Raw genomic sequence first — 16,514 nt, 5'->3', positions numbered from 1 at the left:
TTGGACCCGGTTGCCCGCTCCGGCTATCTTCCGGTATGGCGCCTGACACCCGAACGCTACGACCCGACGCACCCGCCGGCGGCCGCAGAAAGGTCCCCGGCGACGGGCTCGCCCTTACCTCGACCCAACTGATCGAGTTCTACCGCATCATGGTGACCTCGCGCGGCATCGACGACCGCGAGATCACGCTCAAGCGGCAGAACAAGACCTTCTTCCAGATCTCGAGCGCCGGCCACGAGGCCATTGGCGTGGCCATGGCCGCCCACCTGAGGCCCGCTCACGACTGGTTCTACCTGTATTACCGCGACCGGTCGCTCTCCCTGGCACTGGGCCAGACCCCGTACGAGCACTTCCTGCAGGCCGTGGCCGCCGAGGCCGATCCCGCATCCGGCGGGCGCCAGATGCCGTGCCATTTCTGCGACCCCCGCCTCAACATCACGAGCATGTCGTCTCCGACCGGAACGCAGTTCCTTCAGGCCGTGGGATGCGCCGAAGGCGGCCGCCGGGCCGCCGGACTGCCGGAAATGCGGAAGCGCGTGGGGCAGGTGGAGGAGGACGAAGTCGTGCTCGTCTCGGCCGGAGAGGGCGCCACCTCCGAAGGCGAGTTCTGGGAAGCGCTCAACACCGCCTGCACGCTCAAGCTGCCCGTCATCTTTCTGATCGAGGACAACGGCTACGCGATCTCGGTGCCGGTGGAGGTGCAGACCGCCGGGGGCAGCATCTCGGCGCTGGCATCGTCCTTCCCGGATCTGTTCATCGCCAAGTGCGACGGCACCGATGTCATCGACAGCTACAAGGCGAGCCGCGCCGCGGTGCACCACTGCCGGCAGGGCCGCGGACCGGCGCTCGTGCACGCCTTCACGATCCGGCCCTACTCGCACTCGATGTCCGACGACGAGCGCGCGTATCGAACGGTGGAAGAGCGCTTCGCGGAAGAGGAAAAGGATCCCCTGACCCGCACCCGGCAACTGCTGCTTGACCTCAAGGTCGCCACAGCCGAGCAGCTGGACCGCATCGAGACCGAGGCGCATGCCGCGGTTCGGGAGGCTGCCGCCCGGGCGCTGGAGCGTCCCCAGCCTCCGCCGGAACGGGCGCTCGTGAACCTGTACTCCGAGACCGCGCCGCCCACGAAGCCGGAATTCGACACCGAGGCTTCAGCGAAGTTCGACCGTGGAAGCAAGAAGCTGACCATGGTCGACCTCATCAACCGCTGCCTCGGCGACGAAATGGAGCGGGACCCGCGCATCGTCGTCTTCGGTCAGGACATAGCCGACGCTTCGCGCGCTGAAGCCCTCGAGCAGGTGCCGGGCAAGGGCGGGGTCTTCAAGGTGACCCACGGGCTCCAGAAGCGTTTCGGCAGCGACCGCGTCTTCAACTCGCCGCTCGCCGAGGCCAACATCGTCGGGCGGGCGATCGGGATGGCGGCCCGCGGGCTGAGGCCCGTCGTCGAGATCCAGTTTTTCGACTACATCTGGCCGGCGTTCATGCAGATCCGCAACGAGCTGGCCACGGTGCGATACCGCTCCAACAGCGCGTTCGATGCGCCAGTGGTCATCCGGGTGCCCTTCGGCGGCTATCTCACGGGCGGAGGCATCTACCACTCGCAGACGGGGGCTTCCCTGTTCACGCACACGCCGGGGCTGCGGGTCGTGCTTCCCTCGAACGCGCTCGACGCCAGCGGGCTCCTGCGCACCGCAATCCGGTGCGACGATCCGGTCATCTTCCTGGAGCACAAGCACCTGTACCGGCAGGTGTACAACAAGAGTGCGGAGCCCGGAAGGGACTTCATGATCCCCTTCGGGAAGGCGCGCGTCGCGCGCGAGGGTTCGGACCTCACCATCGTGACCTGCGGGGCGCTGGTGAAGCGCAGTCTGGACGCGGCCCGCGTGGCGTCGGAACGGGACGGCATCGAGGCGGAGATCGTGGACCTGCGCAGCCTGTCGCCCTTCGACATGGACGCCGTCGCCACGTCGGTGCGCAAGACCAACCGCGTGCTGGTGGCCTACGAGGACGGGCTCTCGTGGGGCTACGGCGCCGAGATCGCGGCCCGGGTCGCCGACGAACTCTTCGAGTGGCTGGACGCACCGGTGCGGCGAATCGCCTCCAGGGACTGCTGGGTCGCGTACGCGCCTCAGCTCGAGGAGGTCATCCTCCCGCAGGTGGCCGATGTCGTGTCGGCGATCCGGGAGCTGGCGGCGTTCTGAGGCTCCGTCTGCAGACCTGGTCCCGGAACGAGGCGCGGTTCGACTGCTTCAGTAGATCTGGAGCCCGGGATCGACCTGCCGGGCCCAGGCGTTGATCCCCCCCTCCATGTTCAGCACGTCGCGGTACCCCGCCCGCCAGAGCTGATTCGCCACGTCCCCGCTGCGGACGCCGGTGCGGCAGTGGACGATGATCTGGCGCTGGCGCGGGATCTCTTCGAGACGGGCCCCCACTTCACCCATGGGAATCAGCACCGCGCCCTGCAGCGCGAGGTTGGAGATGTCCCATTCGTAGGTCTCGCGCACATCCAGGAGGAAGGGCGGGGCCGCGCCCCCGAGGCGGGCGCTGGCCTCCAGTACGTCGATGCCTCCGGGTCCCGCCGGTTCACGGCCTTCGTCGTTCGCGGGATGGGTCATGGGTTCAGCCTCCGGCTCGACGCCGCAGAAGAGTTCGTAGTCGATGAGTTCGGTCTGTGTGGGGCTGTCGCTGCATACCGGACAGGCGGGATCGGGCCGGATGGAGACCTCGCGCCACTCCAGTTCCAGCCCGTCGAAGATGAGCAGCCGCCCCGCAAGCGGACTTCCCTGCCCGAGGATCAGCTTCACGGTTTCGAGTGCCTGGAGCGAACCCACCACTCCCGGGACGACCCCCAGAACTCCGCCTTCGGCGCAGTTGGGCACCAGGCCCGGCGGGGGCGGCTCGCGGAACAGGCACCGGTAGCAGGGACCGCCCTCGGTGGCGAACACCGACACCTGCCCCTCCCAGCGGTGAACCGAGCCGTACACGTTGGGCTTGCCGAGCATCACGCAGGCGTCGTTCACCAGGTAGCGGGTCGGGAAGTTGTCGGTGCCGTCCACGACCACGTCGTAGTCGGCCAGCACGGACCGGGCGTTCCCGCCGCTCAGCCTGGCGTCATGGGCGACGACCTGGACATGGGGGTTGGTTTCGGCCAGCCGGTCGCGGGCGGAGTCGAGCTTCAGCCGCCCCACGTCGGATTCCCCGTGCAGGATCTGACGCTGCAGGTTGGTCGCGTCGACCTCGTCGAAGTCCACGAGCCCGAGCGTGCCCACCCCCGCCGCGGCCAGATAGAGCGCCACCGGCGAGCCGAGCCCTCCCGCCCCCACCACGAGCACGCGGGCCGACTTGAGCCTGCGCTGGCCGGAGAGGCCGACCTCGGGCAGGACCAGGTGCCGGGCGTAGCGGAGCAGTTCGGGGGGCGACAGGCGGTTCGACGCCGCCTGGGGACCGTTCCGGCCCCGCTGTCCTTCGGAAACGTGCATCCTCATCCGGCTCCGGGCTCCGATTCGGGAATCACCCGGTATCCGCCCTGCATGGTGACGCCGAACGCTTCCATGTCGGCGCGGTACCGAGCCAGTTCGTCCGCCGGCAGCCCGGCCGCCGAACCCCGGTCGAACAGCACGCGGCTGAAGTGGAAGTAGTAGTAGGGAATGTTCAGAGTGGTGCGGTCGGCCCAGATATCCCGATAGCGGAGGCTGCGGGCCATCATCACCTCGCTTGAGAGCCGCCGCGTGCGCTCCAGATCGACCCATTCCCCGCCCAGGGCGGCGTCGGTCCTGACGAAACGCTCGTCCGTCTCGATGTCCCGCAGAACCAGCCGGGTCGCGAGTCCCTGCCGGACCCCGAATTCGTGCAGGCCCAGCGAGCGGATGATCCCCCCGGTCCATGCGAAGTAGACGGGCCGCTCGGCGATGCTGTCGCGAATGATCGCCAGCGCCACCTGGTCCCCCCGGTCGAGATAGGTGCCGCGCGGGTACTGCACCACGACGGGTCCCAGGCGAACGTTGGCGTCCTGCCGGGTGGCGGCTCCCTGGATCTGGTCGATGTCCGCAGGCGCCAGAGAGAGCACGGGACGACCGGGCATCGCACGCGCAGGATACAGGCCGGCCACGCGCTCGTCGGGCTCGAAGGGCCGTTGCCGGTCCGGCCGGGTCAACTCCTGCAGTTGCCGGGGATACCACTGCGTGAACAGGTACTGCCCCACGATGACGGTGACATCCCTCCGGATTCCCTCCACCTCCTGGAGATACCAGAGCGGGAAGGTGTCGTTGTCTCCGTTGGTGAACAGGACGCTGTAGGGCTCGACGCTCTGAAGCAGATCGTACGCCCAGTCGCGGGCCGCGTAGTCCCCGGCGCGGCTGGCCCAGCGCCAGTTCGCCGCCAGCGGCGTCAGCGCGATCAGCGCCGCCAGGAACGTCACGATCCCCAGCGCCAGCCGTGCTCCTGCCACGCGCACCCGGCCGCCCGTGACCGGGCTCGTCCGCCTCAGCCCACGCGCGGCCATATGCCAGATGCCGGTGAGCCCGATCCCCGCCAGCACGCCCCACACGATGAACCCGGCGATGTAGAAGTAGTCCCGCTCGCGCACCTCGTGCAGGTCCGGGTCGGCGATCTCGGGCGCCAGCGAATAGCCGTACTTGAAGTTCAGGTAGATCACGAGCGCGACCGTCACGGTCACCGTCAACGTCGCCATGTAGGCGAACAGATGCCTGTCGGTGCGCCGGATGACGAGCAGGCCGAACAGGCCCAGGGCCAGGAAGACCCCGGTGACGGGAGCCCTCGTGCCGCTCGGTACCGGAGAGGGATCCAGCCCGCGCGCCCACTGCCAGTCGAAGTACTGGAAATAGTTCTGGAACTGCGCGGACAGGGGCGACTGGCGCTGCGTCAGAGGCGGCGGCGCGTACTGGTCCCGCTGGAGAACCGAGGCGAGCCTGGGGCAACCCGCGTTCCCGGCGGTAAGCACCGCGGCCGCGACCCCCCCGGGGGACTCGCAAAGCGGGTCGCCCTCGTTGATCACCGGGCGCTGGGCGGCCCGAATGGGCAGGAACAGGTTGAAGGACAGGCCGACGACGACGAGCGGGAGCGCGCGGATCCACAGGTCGCGGCGCAGAAGCACCCTCGGGGCCGTCATGAGCAGCATCAGGCCCAGGGCCGGCACGGGCAGGAGCGACATGGTGTGGTTGGACCAGCCCAGGATCATCAGGTAGCCCGCCACCAGCAGGAGGCGCCCGCTCCCGGGTTCGCCGCGCCGGTCCCGCCAGCGCACCGCCAGCCAGGTCACCGCGGCGATCACCAGCACGCTGACCGTGTAGACCTTCTCGTTGACCACGGATTGGTTCCACACGGTGAACGCCGTGGCGCCCAGCAGCGCGCTTGCCGCCGCCCCCACCAGCGCCCGCCGGTGGTCGCCCAGCAGCCCCCATGCGATGCGGTGGGCCACCAGGAAGAAGAACCCGCTCGCCGCGGCGGAAGTGAGCGCGGCCAGCAAGTTCACCCGCACCGCGACCGGCAGCCCCAGCGGCGACAGCAGAACGATCCACACTCTCGCCAGCACCACGAAGAGGGGGTTTCCCGGCGGGTGCGGGATCCCGAGGATGTATCCGGTCGCGATGTACTCGCTCGTGTCCCAGAACGCCGTGGTGGGAGCCAGCGTGACGACGTACAGGAGGAAGATCGCCGCGGCGGCGATGACGGCGGCGAGGTAGGGCGGGCGGTGCTCGTTCATCTCAATGGGCCGGGAATCCGCGGTCAGCTCCCCGGCACCTCGAAGCCTTCGCTGGTCTCAACGGTGGCCCCCGACTCCAGATCGGTCAGTCTCAGACGGAGCGAATAGATGCCGGGTTCGGGCTGAACCAGGAAGAGGTCCAGGGCGAGCGCCAGGGGAAGCCGATCCCCGTCTCCCTCGACAACCAGACGCCCTTCCGCGTCCACCCGGGCCTCGTCCAGCCCGGGCCGGACGCGCATCATGCCGCCATCGGCATCGAACACCTCTACCGTGATCGCGTAGCGGTAGGTCCCCTGAGAGTCGGCCCCGAGCCCGCGCGCGGCCCCGGACAGCCGCAGGCTTCCGTCGCTTCCGCTTTGGACGGCGAGCCGGGAAAGCTCGAGTCTGCGCACCTCGACGGCTTCCGGAACCCGTCCCTCCCGCTGCACCATGCCGCGGATGCGGCCGTACGCCCGCAACAGCTCCGTGTCTCCGGGATTCATGTTGAGGGCACGTTCGAGATTGGCCAGCGTCTGGTCGCGCACCGTGGGATCGAACTCGGCGCGCGGAGCCTGCAGCAGCGCCAGTGCGCGCCATGCGAGACCGTCGTGCGGCACCAGCGCGACACGCTGCCCGAGGGAGGCGACCGCGCGCGCCGTATCCCCTGCCGCCGCGGTTTCCAGCGCGGCCTCGACCGCCGGGTCGACGACCGCGACATCGACCCGTTCCGGCAGCACCCGCACCACGTCCCGCCGCGGCGGGGCCCAGGAAAAGACGTACTCGAAGCCGGCGCTCAGACTCATCTGGTGCGCGGTGAACGGCGCCAGGCTGAAGGCGACCCGTTCGCTGGAGACCGATTTGACGTCGTCGCGCTCCTGGGCCGCGAGCTGGGCCGTGTTGACCGGGATCACCAGGTCCCGGAACGAGAAACGGAGCGCCGAATTCTCCCCGATGGGGACGCGCAGCGATGCCCCCAGATCCAGTCCCCACGACGTGGACGTGCGCGAGGTCCACTCGATCTCCCCGGGATGTTGCGCATCCATCTGCGCGAACGCATCGCGATGTCCCGGCGACAGATCGATGGTCTGCGTGAGTGCGACGGTGCCCAGGTTGTACGACAGCAGGCCCCGCCCGCGGTCCCACTCCGACAGCTTCATGCCCAGGCCGAAGCCGACGCCGTAGTAGTTCGTGCTGCGCGAAATGTCCTCGGGCGGTGAGAGCGCACCGGAGTAGCGCGCGACGGTTCCCGAATGGCCGCCGAGCAGCGTCAGGTAGAGGCCCGCGCCCCCGACGGGATTGTGCCGCAGCACCACTCGCGCCTCCGGGCCCAGGCTGGCGGTTTCCTTCCAGCGCGTCTGGCTCGGGAGGTCGGCGAGGGTCTTCCGGGTGACGAAGTCGTCGTAGAGGGTGCCCACCAAACGCGAGCCCAGGCTGCCCTCCACGGACCAGCGCGGAACCTGGCGGATGATCGCGGCTTCGTCCTGGCCCGCAAGCGCCGCGGGTGTGGACGCGGCAGACGTCAGGAGCACCAGCAGGATGCCGAAAGGTGTCGGATGGCGCGCGCATCGCCGGTCACGAGACGTCGCGGCGGCGGCGCGCTTCTTCAATCCTCGACGTTGAATCCATCCCCTCATTCCTAATGATGGACGTGTCCGATGGCGTGGGACAAGGTTGGGCACATGGCCAACAATCGGTGACGGGCCCCCGCGAGACTGCCCCTGGCACGGTCCGCGATTCGTTCACGACGCGGTCACCGCACCTCGAAGAACGCGCTGTCGGCGCTGAACGCCGAGAACACGCCCAGCGCCCCGCGCACGTTCGACGGGGGTTCGTTGAGATCCCGGGAATCCTGGTTGAGGCCTTCGTAGAGGTCGGCGTACTCTTCGTTGACCCGATAGAGCTTCACCCGATGACGACCGAACCAGGACAGCGAGCGGGCGCTGACGAGCGCGCTGTCACCCGCGGTCGGGCGCTGGACGAAGCGCCGCGCGAATCCTCCCCCGAGCGGGCTCTCGGCAAAGGGCGCCGGATCCGCCTCGATGTTGTCGACCACAACGTAGTGGAGCGCGTTGGCGGAGTTCTCCCAGCGCGCCACCAGCGCGCCCTCCGCTCCCGGCTGGAAGCCGCCGCCCCGGACGCCGAACTGCGGGGGCGCCATGACGGTCGCCGACAGCGACAACCCCCGCGGCGGGACCGGAACGACCGTCTCCGCGGTCGCCGTGCGGCCGCCGTGGGAGGCTTCCAGGGTGAACACATCTCCGACTTCGACCAGAAGGTCGTCACCGGGATAGTGATAGCGGCCCGGCTCGCCCTCCGTGGGACTGAGGTCGAACCGTTCCCCATCGCGGAAGATCGCGATGCGGGCGTCCGCGATCGAGGCGGCGACCGCGGTGGAGTCGGCGTCGATGGGGAGCACCCCCGTCACGGTGACCTCGGTGACGGGCTCTCCGGCGAAGAGAAACGCCTGCACGACGAAAGTGTCCGGGATCTCGGGCGCGAAGGCCAGGTCGTCGTCGCAGGCGGTGGCCACGCCCAGCGCAATAACCGTGATGAACAACGAAGCAATTCCATTCCTCATGATCGTTCTCCTCTACCGAAAGCCCGCGCGAACGCCGATGCTGGGCGTGAATCCGAGCGTTGTGACGTCCGTGACGAGCATGGGCAGGTCCGTCAGGTCGAATTGGCGATACCACACGTTGTTGCGGCCGTAGACGTTGAAGACCGACAGGTTCACCTCGTAGAAGAACTCGCGCACCTCGAAGCGGCGGCTCGCGGCCAGATCGAGGCGGTGATAGGCGGGCAGGCGCTCGCCGTTCTTCGGGCCGACGTGGATGTAGTTGACGGTGCGCCCGTCCAGCAGCGTGATCGGGTACTGGGCTTCGGGCACCGTGTACGGCTTGCCGGACCCGTAGACCCATCCGCCGGTCAGCGTCCAACGGCCAAGCTGGTAGCTGCCGACGGCCTTGACCTCGTGGCGCTGGTCGTGGCTGGCGGGAAACGCGAACCCGTCGTTGAACCCGTCCAGCTCGTGCTCGACGTTCGCGAGGGTATAGCCGATCCAGCCGGTTAGCGCGCCGCGCTTCTTCTGCGCCAGCAGCTCGATCCCCCGGGCCGTGCCCGTGCCCTCAAAAAAGAGTTCGGCGAGTTGCTGACCGGGCGCCCGCCGCGACCGGGTCGAAAACTGTGCGACGCCTCCCAGGTCGCGCACGTAGGCTTCGACGTCGAAGAGATAGTCGTCGGTTTCGTAGCCGATGCCCGCGATCCAGTGCTCGGCGGAGGACGGCGCGATGTTGTCGCCGGCGAGGATCCAGAAGTCGCGGCTTCCCTCCAGGATGTCTTCGTTCTCCACCCGCTTCACGAACTGGTTGTAGCGGCCCCAGGCGCCGGTCAGGGAGAGTTGATCGGTGAGGGAATAGCGCGCCGACGCGCGCGGTTCCCAGTAGGTCCGCCCCGTCCCGTCGTAGTTGGTCACCCGAAGCCCTGCCGTCAGGTCGGCGCGCGCGGAGGGCGTCCAGGAATGCTGGAGATATCCGGCCGTGAGGTTGCTCTCGCCGTCCAGGTTCAGGGTCTGCGCCGAATCGCCCCTCAAACGCGTCAGGGCGTACCCCACGTCGCTCCGGGTGAACTGGGCCCCGAACCCGATCTCGGAGGACGGGAAGGGCCGCCAGGTGTTGTCCAGGCGGGCCGTCAGGTCCTTCACGCGGTTGTCTTCGTCGAACCCGCGCGCGAACTGCGAGGAGGCCACGTCGAGGGTCGCCTCGGAGAAATACTGCGAGTACGCGAACAGGGCGTCCGTCGCCAGCCGGCTGCCCCACTGCCGGGCCCAGCGGCCGCTCACGCCGCGGTTGCCCCAGTTGGAGAGGTCCGCCCTGTCCGGGGTCAGCCGCCTGTCACCCGCGGGGGTCGTGATCTCCTGGCCGAGGGTCGACTTGTCCAGGCGGTCCTCGCCGCCGTAGACGGAGAGCGTCAGGACATCGTTCGACGTGGGCAGGACGGTGAGCTTCGAGTTCAGGTCGTAGAAGTAGAAGTCGGGCTCGAAGGTCTGTTGCTGGAAGTTGCCGAAGCGGCCGAAGCCGTCCCCGAAGCCCGCACCCGGCCCAGGCAGCCCCGCGTCCGCATCGTCGGCTCCCTCCAGGGTTCCGAAGATGTCGTTGTACAGGCCGGTTCGCATCAGATCGGTGTAGGACCGGCGCGCCGAGACCAGCCACGACCCCTTCCCGCCGAGCGGGACTTCGGTCACGGCGCGGGCGCTCAGGAGGTTGAGCCCGCCCGACATGCGGAATTCCTCCGGGTTCCCCGACTTGCCGACCATCTCGACGACGCTGGAGGTCCGTCCTCCGTACTGCGCGGGAAAGCCCCCCTTGAAGAGGCGAACGTCCTGGACGGCATCCGAATTGAACGCGCTGAACACCCCGAAGAAGTGGTCCACATGGTAGACGGTCATGCCGTCCAGAAGCACCAGGTTCTCGTCGGGCGTGCCTCCGCGGACGAAGAGACCGGAGGTGGCGTCGTTGGTGCCGCTCACGCCCGGAAGAAGCTGGAGCGCTCGGAAGACGTCGGTTTCCCCGAGCGAGGGAAGCGTCCCCAGCCGCTGCGGGGAAAGCGCGATCTGTCCCGCCGCCTCTCCCTGCGCGACGATGTCGGTCGCGGTGGTCGCGGTCACGGTCACGCCGTCGATCTCGATGGCGCGCGGCACGAGGAGGACCGAGAGCTCGCGGCCCGTCTCGGTACTGAGCGCGACCTCCCGGGTCTCGTAGCCCAGGTGCTCTACCCGCAGGACCCGGTCGGTCGCCTGGGGCAGACCGATCAGGACGAAGCGGCCGAACTCGTTGGTGAATGCCCGGAACGCGTGGTCGTCCACGGACACCAGCACGTTGGGCAACACTTCGTTGCTGACCGAGTCCCGTACCGTGCCGACCAGGTCGACCTGCGCCGCGGCCGGACTCGCGCCCCACGCCAGGCTTGCCGCAATCAGAGTCAGCGCGCGGCCGAACAGCCCGGTCTTCGGCAGGCTCGCCGGTATGACGTTCCCCCACCTCATCCCCCCCTCCTCGTCTCGGTTCCACTGCCCTTCCCGTTGAGGGAGACGATGTGCGGGTCCGAAAGGGTTGCCCCGGACGGTGGGCCCGGGGGGGGATCAGTTCACGGCGGCGACCAGCTCTCCGTCGCGAAGCTCGAGGACGGAACGGAAGCGGTCGCCGGGGCTCGCGTGCCCGTCGATCCGGGTGCGCAGGTAGTCGCCGGTGACGCCCGCAATCCGCTCCCGCGAGCCCTCCACCACGATGTCCGCGACGGTTCCGGCCCGGCTACGCCGGTAGCGCTCGTTCTTGGCCAGCGCCATCTCCCGGAGCACACGTGAGCGCGCCGCAGCGACATCGCCCGGTACCCGATCCGGCAGCTCGGCGGCCGCGGTTCCCGGGCGGACGGAAAACGGAAACACGTGCAGGTAGGTGTACGGAAGCTCTTCGACCAGCGCGCGGGTCTCCTCGAACTCTTCCTCGCCCTCGCCGGGGAAGCCCACGATGATGTCGGCGCCGAGCCCCAGCGGCCCCATTCTCCCGGCGATCTCAAGGACCCGGCGGCGATACGCCGCGCGCGTGTGCCAGCGCCGCATGAGCCTCAACACCTTGTCGGAACCGCTCTGCAGGGGGACATGCAGATGAGGGGCCAGGCGCCCCCCCGAATCGGCGAGCAACGCCAGCAGGGCGTCGTCGACCTCGGTTGCCTCGATGGATGAGAGCCGGATGCGGACCGGCACGGCGTCCAGCAGCAGGGCGCAGAGCTCCGCCAGCGTGGTACGCGGCTCCAGATCCCTCCCGTAGTGCCCGATGTGGATGCCGGTGATCACGAGTTCGGGGTGGACGCGCGCGAGCGCCCGGGCTTCCTTGACCACGTCGGCGGGCAGGCGCGAGACGGAAGCGCCCCGGGCCAGCCGGGTGGCGCAGAACGAGCACTTGCGGTCGCACCCGTCCTGCACCTTCAGCCAGGCCCGGGTGCCTCTGGCGTTGCGCAGCAGGGGCCCTTCCCCGGCCGACGGCGGACCGAAGGCCGGATCGACCGCTGCCAGGTGGCTCGCGAGCGCGAGCGCGTCCTGTCCCGGCACCACGCCGTCCACCTCCGGCATGCTCCGGTAGTCGTCCTCGCGCAGGGCAGCCGAACAGCCCGCCACCAGGATGCGCGCGCCCGGGTGCTCCCGCCTCAGCCGGCGCACAAGACGGCGGGCTTCGGCATCCGCCTGGTTGGTGACCGTGCAGGTGTTCACCACCAGCGCATCCGCCTCGCCGGGCCGAGCGACGGTGCGGGCGCCCCCGACCTCCAGCTCCTGGCGCATGCGCTCGGTGTCGTACTGGTTGGCCCGGCACCCGAAGGTGTGGAACCAGACGGCGGGTTTCGCCTGCCCGCCGCGGCTGGCGGCCTCCGAACGGACCGGGAGTCGGATCACGGATGCGCCGGGATGGAGAAGGCCGCCAGGGCGGGTTCGCTTGGGACGGCCCCTGGTGCGCGCAGCAAACACGATGACCGAAGGTGGTGTTGTCCCATGAGGTTGGCCTCGGAGTTCCGGTCGGTGCCGGCCCGCGCCGGCCGATCCCTGTAGCAGCATCGTGCCGCAGGATGATGCGGGTGTGCGCGAGAATAAGCTAGCTTGTGGCCATGACCTCGGGATACGGGCCGGCACTCCGCTTTGCACGCAGCTTCATGACGGGCTGGGCCCCGGTGGTGGAGCGGGAGATCCACATCGAGCGCGGCGGGCACCGACTCCCGGCTTCGCTGTTCCTGCCGCGCGCCGTGGTCCGCCGCGCCCGCGCGGAACGGCGCCGGCCGATCCCCGTCTGGGTGGTCCTCCACGGGATCACGCGCTCCGGACGGGACCACCCCTACCTGGTGCGGTTCGCACGCGCAGTTGCGTCCACCGGTCAGGCGGCGCTGGTGCCGGAGATCCCGGAGTGGCGGGAGATCCGGCTCTCCACCGAGGCGACGGCGTCAACGGTCGCCGCCTGCTTGCGCGCGCTGGAAGGTAAGCCGGTCCTCGCCTCCCGCCAGGTGGGGCTGGTGGGCTTCTCCTTCGGTGCCCCCCAGGCCATCATCGCTCCTACCGACCCGGCGCTCGCTGGGCGCATCGCCTGCGTGGTCGCGTTCGGGGGCTACTGTTCCGTAGAGGAGTCGTCCCGTTTCCAGTTTACCGGCACCCACGAACTCGATGGCCGGGAGGAGTCGCTTGCCCCCGACCCTTACGCGCGCTGGGTGGTGGGCGCGAACTATCTCACGCGCATCCCGGGGTACGAGGGCGCACAAGAGGCAGCGGAGGCCTTGCGGGCACTGGCCGCCTACACCGGCGACAACAACGTGCTCGCCACCGACCCCGGGATCGAGCCCGAGAGGTGCCGCCTGGCCGCCAGCCTCGCATCCCGCGGGCGGTCCGTCTTCGAGACGCTCGCCCCACCCGCCGGCGACCTGCCCGACCCGATGCGCGGCGGACTCGTGGCCGAGGGGCTGGGCGAAGTAATGGCGGGCATCCGGGAATTGAACCCCGTCCCGTATCTGCCGCGCGTGGACGTCCCGGTGCGGCTGGTGCACGGCACCGCCGACCAGCTCTTCCCCTACACCCAGACCATCAAACTGGGACGCGCCTTCCCGCCGGACGCAGACGTCACGACCACGGTCACCGGCCTCTTCGCTCACGCCTCGGGGCGCGAGCGCACCGCCCTCCTGCACACGGCTTCGGAGGCGTTGCGCTTTCTGAACGCGCTCGCCAGCATCTTCCGGCTGATGTAGCCCGGCCGCTTCCCTCGACCCCGGTCAGGATCTTGACTCGCGCGAACACTCCGGCCCAACCCCGGTCGACGACCTCGTCGGTCTCGGGCTGGGTGCGGCGCGCGGGCGGCATCCGCTGGTTCATCCGGCGCTTCGGCTTCGCGCAGCTCTTCCTGAAGCCGGCACGCCGGGTACTGGCCCCACTGATCCTTCCCATGCTCCGGGAGCGCTCCGTCGAATACCGCGGCGCATCCCATCCCCTGGTGTACGCCCGCCACAACGTGACCTGGGCCAATGAGCGCTGCGTGGAGCTGGCGCTGGCCCGCGCGCTGATGACGGGCATCCCGTCCGAGCGGCTCCTGGAGGTGGGTCACGTCACGCCGCACTACTTCCAGGGCGGCCACCTGGTCGTGGACAAGTACGAACCGGGGTCGCTGGAGGTCGACATCGTGGACTTCGCCCCCGCCGAGCGCTTCGACCTGATCCTCTCGATCTCGACCTTCGAGCACATCGCCTTCGACGAGCCCGGGGCGACCCCGGCCTCCGAGGCGATCGCCGCCAAGGTGAGCGCCGCCCTGAAGCGATGCCGCAGCCTGCTCGCGCCGGGCGGACTCCTGGCCATCACCGTGCCCCTGGGCTACAACCCCGCCCTGGACGCCATGATCGCCAACGGCGAGCTGGGGTGGGATCGCGCGACCTGGTTCAAGCGGTTCCCGCGCCGGCGCTGGCGCCAGGTATCCCGATCCGAAGCGGTCCGCTGCCGCTACGGCAGCCCCTACGCCTTCGCCAACGCGATTCTGCTTGCGGAATGGGAAGCCTGAGCTTCGCAGGTCGCCTTGCCAGCCCGCTTCGCCGCTCATAATATTGTCAGTTCTCAACAGTTATATCGTCAGTAGTCACCAGTATGGACGCGGGATGTCTTCGAAACCCGGATACCCATGACACACCACATTAAATCCCTCATCCGGCTGGTCCCGGACTTCCCCACCCCCGGTATCCGCTTCCGCGACATCATGGGACTAGTCGAGAACCCCGAGGGCTTCGAGCAGGCCACCAGGGCCCTGGCGCGGCGGTTCGCCCCGGAGACGCCGGACGCCGTGGCCGGCATCGAGGCTCGAGGCTTCATCTTCGGCGTCCCGGTGGCGCAGCGGCTCGAGGTCGGCTTCGTGCCGGTGCGGAAGGCCGGGAAGCTGCCCGGCGAGGTGGTGGGCGCCGACTACGCGCTCGAGTACGGCACCGGGCGCCTGGAGATGCAGACCGGCTCGATCCGCGAGGGAATGCGCGTCCTGCTCATCGACGATCTGGTCGCGACCGGCGGGAGCGCGGCCGCCGCGATCGAGTTGATCCGCGGCATGGGTGGTGAAGTCGTGGGGGCCGGCTTCGTCGTGGATCTGCCAGAGCTACCCGGGCGGAAGCACCTCGAGGCGATGGGCGTCGAGGTCTTCGCCCTGTGCACGTTTCTCCACGCCGATCCCTGAGCCGTCCCGCTTAAGGCTCCAACTCAGCGGGCCCGAGGGAAGATCTCCGGCGGAGGCACGCGGAAGGCGCCGGGAAACTCGTCCTCCACCAGCTTGAGCTTTCCGGTCCAGTCCTCGATGTCGATGCGGTACACGGCGGTGCGCTTCAACTCGCCCTCCGTGATTGCGCGGTAGTCGCGGCCGGGCCGCAGCTCGGGCGCGTACTTGTCGAGGAGCATCTGCAGCGCCTCGCGCTCCTCCACGGGATCCTCCACCACGCTCCCGTTCCCGAACGCCGTGACGCTGGCGAATTCGACGCTGAACTCCAGCGCCTCGTCCGCCGGCAGCAGGCGCCCCATCTCGAAGGCCGAAAAACACACCGGCACGGAACGGGACAGGGTGTCGCGGGTCAGCCCCGTGCGCGCGGTATGGATGTAGACGGCGTGCCGGGCGGGATCGTACACGAACAGGTTGCTGTTCACGAGAGGCTGCTCGCCGCGGGTCATGGCGAGGACCCCGACGCGTGCCTGCCGGATGAAGTCGCGGGTCCAGGCGTCGTCCCTGGCCCGGTCACGCCGGCGGATCTCGGTCCTGCCCCGTTCAGCCACTTAGATGTCCAGCTCGACGCCGATCCCGGCGGCGCGCGCCCGGTCGTAGACGAGTCTTGCCGTGGCCATGTCCTCGAGCGCCAGCCCCAGATGGATGGCGATGATGCGATCGCCCGCCGCCCGCCGTCCGACCTTGCCCGCGATCACGTCGCTCAGCTCGGCGCGGGGCGTCGGCGTGTCGCGGAAGTAGCCGCTCCCGCTCTGGTAGTAGGCAAACTGCGCGCTGTCGTCGGTGGTCAGCAGATCCGCCTCGCGAAACGCGTCCGCCTGCCAGTAGGAGTCGAAGTCCAGCGGGCAGGCGAAGGCGCCGGGCGAAAGCCATCCGGGCGGGATGGCGGGGTCGGGATCGAGCAGGATGGGGCCGCTGGTGATGACGATGTCCATCCCCCGCACCGCCTCCGCAACGGTTCCCACCGGCCGCACCTCGACGCCCATGCGCTCGCCCATCTCCTCGGCATAGGCGTGCATCACGGCCTGGTCGATGTCGTACGCGTGCACCCGCTCCACAGGGAACAAGGTGCACAGGGCCTCGAGGTTGCTGCGCCCCTGAACGCCGCAGGCGACGATGCCGACGCTCGCCGCATCCGGACGGGCGAGGTATTTGCCCGCCAGCGCCGACGCGGCCCCCGTGCGCATGGCCGTGATCCAGGTCGCGTCCATCACCGCGAGCGGCAGCCCCGTCTGCGGGTCGTTCAGCGTGATCAGCCCGCTGATGTAGGGCAGTCCGTGAGCGGGATTGTTGGGATAGGCCGAGATCCACTTGATCCCTGCGGCATTCTGACGCTCGACGTAGGCCGGCATCGCGTGCAGGAAGGAGTCCGGCCGCGGATGGATGCCCGGCTTGGGCGGCATTTCCACCCGGCCCGCCGCCTTCTCCCGGAACATGAACTCGAGCGCGTCGATGATCTCCGCCATGGAAACCCCGGCTTGCTCGACGTGGGCACGCGACAGGTAGAGGATGTTTCGCTGGGACATGACGCTGGTCTCGCGGGT

At 69.1% G+C, this 16,514-nt stretch carries 12 protein-coding genes; 4 read left to right on the top strand and 8 right to left on the bottom strand.

Features of this window, described 5'->3' with window-relative positions; translation table 11 throughout:
- Positions 1-35 precede the first annotated feature (35 nt).
- Complete coding sequence (locus OXU32_03175) at positions 36-2,204, top strand: dehydrogenase E1 component subunit alpha/beta (GenBank protein ID MDE0072971.1); 2,169 nt, start codon at positions 36-38, stop codon at positions 2,202-2,204.
- Positions 2,205-2,252: 48 nt separating this feature from the next.
- On the opposite strand, the gene moeB is transcribed toward OXU32_03175, so the two are convergent.
- From moeB to OXU32_03145, 6 genes are all read right to left on the bottom strand, one after another.
- The gene (gene moeB, locus OXU32_03170; GenBank protein MDE0072970.1) at positions 2,253-3,482 is read right to left on the bottom strand and encodes a molybdopterin-synthase adenylyltransferase MoeB; all 1,230 of its coding nucleotides are present in this window, start codon (positions 3,480-3,482) and stop codon (positions 2,253-2,255) included.
- A gap of 2 nt (positions 3,483-3,484) precedes the next feature.
- Positions 3,485-5,725, bottom strand: coding sequence for a DUF2723 domain-containing protein (locus OXU32_03165; protein MDE0072969.1), 2,241 nt, complete (start codon positions 5,723-5,725; stop codon positions 3,485-3,487).
- 23 nt (positions 5,726-5,748) lie between these two features.
- Entirely contained in the window at positions 5,749-7,311 is a 1,563-nt protein-coding gene (locus OXU32_03160; protein MDE0072968.1) for a hypothetical protein, read from the bottom strand.
- Positions 7,312-7,454: 143 nt separating this feature from the next.
- Positions 7,455-8,282, bottom strand: a complete 828-nt coding sequence (locus OXU32_03155) for a DUF4249 family protein (GenBank protein ID MDE0072967.1) — start codon at positions 8,280-8,282, stop codon at positions 7,455-7,457.
- Positions 8,283-8,294: 12 nt separating this feature from the next.
- Entirely contained in the window at positions 8,295-10,745 is a 2,451-nt protein-coding gene (locus OXU32_03150; GenBank protein ID MDE0072966.1) for a TonB-dependent receptor, read from the bottom strand.
- 96 nt (positions 10,746-10,841) lie between these two features.
- A complete protein-coding gene (locus OXU32_03145) occupies positions 10,842-12,146 on the bottom strand; it encodes a MiaB/RimO family radical SAM methylthiotransferase (GenBank protein MDE0072965.1) in 1,305 nt (434 codons plus the stop codon).
- Positions 12,147-12,355: 209 nt separating this feature from the next.
- Between OXU32_03145 and OXU32_03140 the strand changes: the two genes are divergently transcribed.
- The 3 genes from OXU32_03140 to OXU32_03130 all read left to right on the top strand — a co-directional run bounded on the left by OXU32_03140 (position 12,356) and on the right by OXU32_03130 (position 14,934).
- Positions 12,356-13,477 carry a hypothetical protein gene (locus tag OXU32_03140; GenBank protein ID MDE0072964.1) on the top strand — a complete coding sequence of 374 codons (1,122 nt, stop codon included), beginning with the start codon at positions 12,356-12,358 and terminating at the stop codon, positions 13,475-13,477.
- Positions 13,478-13,509: 32 nt separating this feature from the next.
- Positions 13,510-14,277 (top strand): hypothetical protein, encoded by a 768-nt coding sequence (locus tag OXU32_03135; GenBank protein ID MDE0072963.1) that lies wholly within the window; start codon positions 13,510-13,512, stop codon positions 14,275-14,277.
- Between the two features lie 117 nt (positions 14,278-14,394).
- Entirely contained in the window at positions 14,395-14,934 is a 540-nt protein-coding gene (locus OXU32_03130; GenBank protein MDE0072962.1) for an adenine phosphoribosyltransferase, read from the top strand.
- 23 nt (positions 14,935-14,957) lie between these two features.
- Here the strand turns inward: OXU32_03130 and OXU32_03125 are convergent, their stop codons facing one another.
- Entirely contained in the window at positions 14,958-15,521 is a 564-nt protein-coding gene (locus OXU32_03125; protein MDE0072961.1) for a pyridoxamine 5'-phosphate oxidase family protein, read from the bottom strand.
- A complete protein-coding gene (locus tag OXU32_03120; GenBank protein ID MDE0072960.1) occupies positions 15,522-16,496 on the bottom strand; it encodes an ornithine cyclodeaminase family protein in 975 nt (324 codons plus the stop codon).
- Between the last annotated feature and the right edge of the window lie 18 nt (positions 16,497-16,514).

Source organism: Gammaproteobacteria bacterium (assembly GCA_028819075.1).
Taxonomy (GTDB): domain Bacteria; phylum Gemmatimonadota; class Gemmatimonadetes; order Longimicrobiales; family Gaopeijiaceae; genus BD2-11.
This window is presented reverse-complemented; position numbering and strand designations above follow the sequence as displayed.

Coding starts and splice junctions, on each gene's coding strand:
- OXU32_03175 (MDE0072971.1), top strand. CDS start 36: ATGGCGCCTGACACCCGAACGCTACGACCCGACGCACCCGCCGGCGGC.
- OXU32_03120 (MDE0072960.1), bottom strand. CDS start 16,496: ATGTCCCAGCGAAACATCCTCTACCTGTCGCGTGCCCACGTCGAGCAA.
- moeB (MDE0072970.1), bottom strand. CDS start 3,482: ATGCACGTTTCCGAAGGACAGCGGGGCCGGAACGGTCCCCAGGCGGCG.
- OXU32_03130 (MDE0072962.1), top strand. CDS start 14,395: ATGACACACCACATTAAATCCCTCATCCGGCTGGTCCCGGACTTCCCC.
- OXU32_03140 (MDE0072964.1), top strand. CDS start 12,356: ATGACCTCGGGATACGGGCCGGCACTCCGCTTTGCACGCAGCTTCATG.
- OXU32_03165 (MDE0072969.1), bottom strand. CDS start 5,725: ATGAACGAGCACCGCCCGCCCTACCTCGCCGCCGTCATCGCCGCCGCG.
- OXU32_03150 (MDE0072966.1), bottom strand. CDS start 10,745: ATGAGGTGGGGGAACGTCATACCGGCGAGCCTGCCGAAGACCGGGCTG.
- OXU32_03155 (MDE0072967.1), bottom strand. CDS start 8,282: ATGAGGAATGGAATTGCTTCGTTGTTCATCACGGTTATTGCGCTGGGC.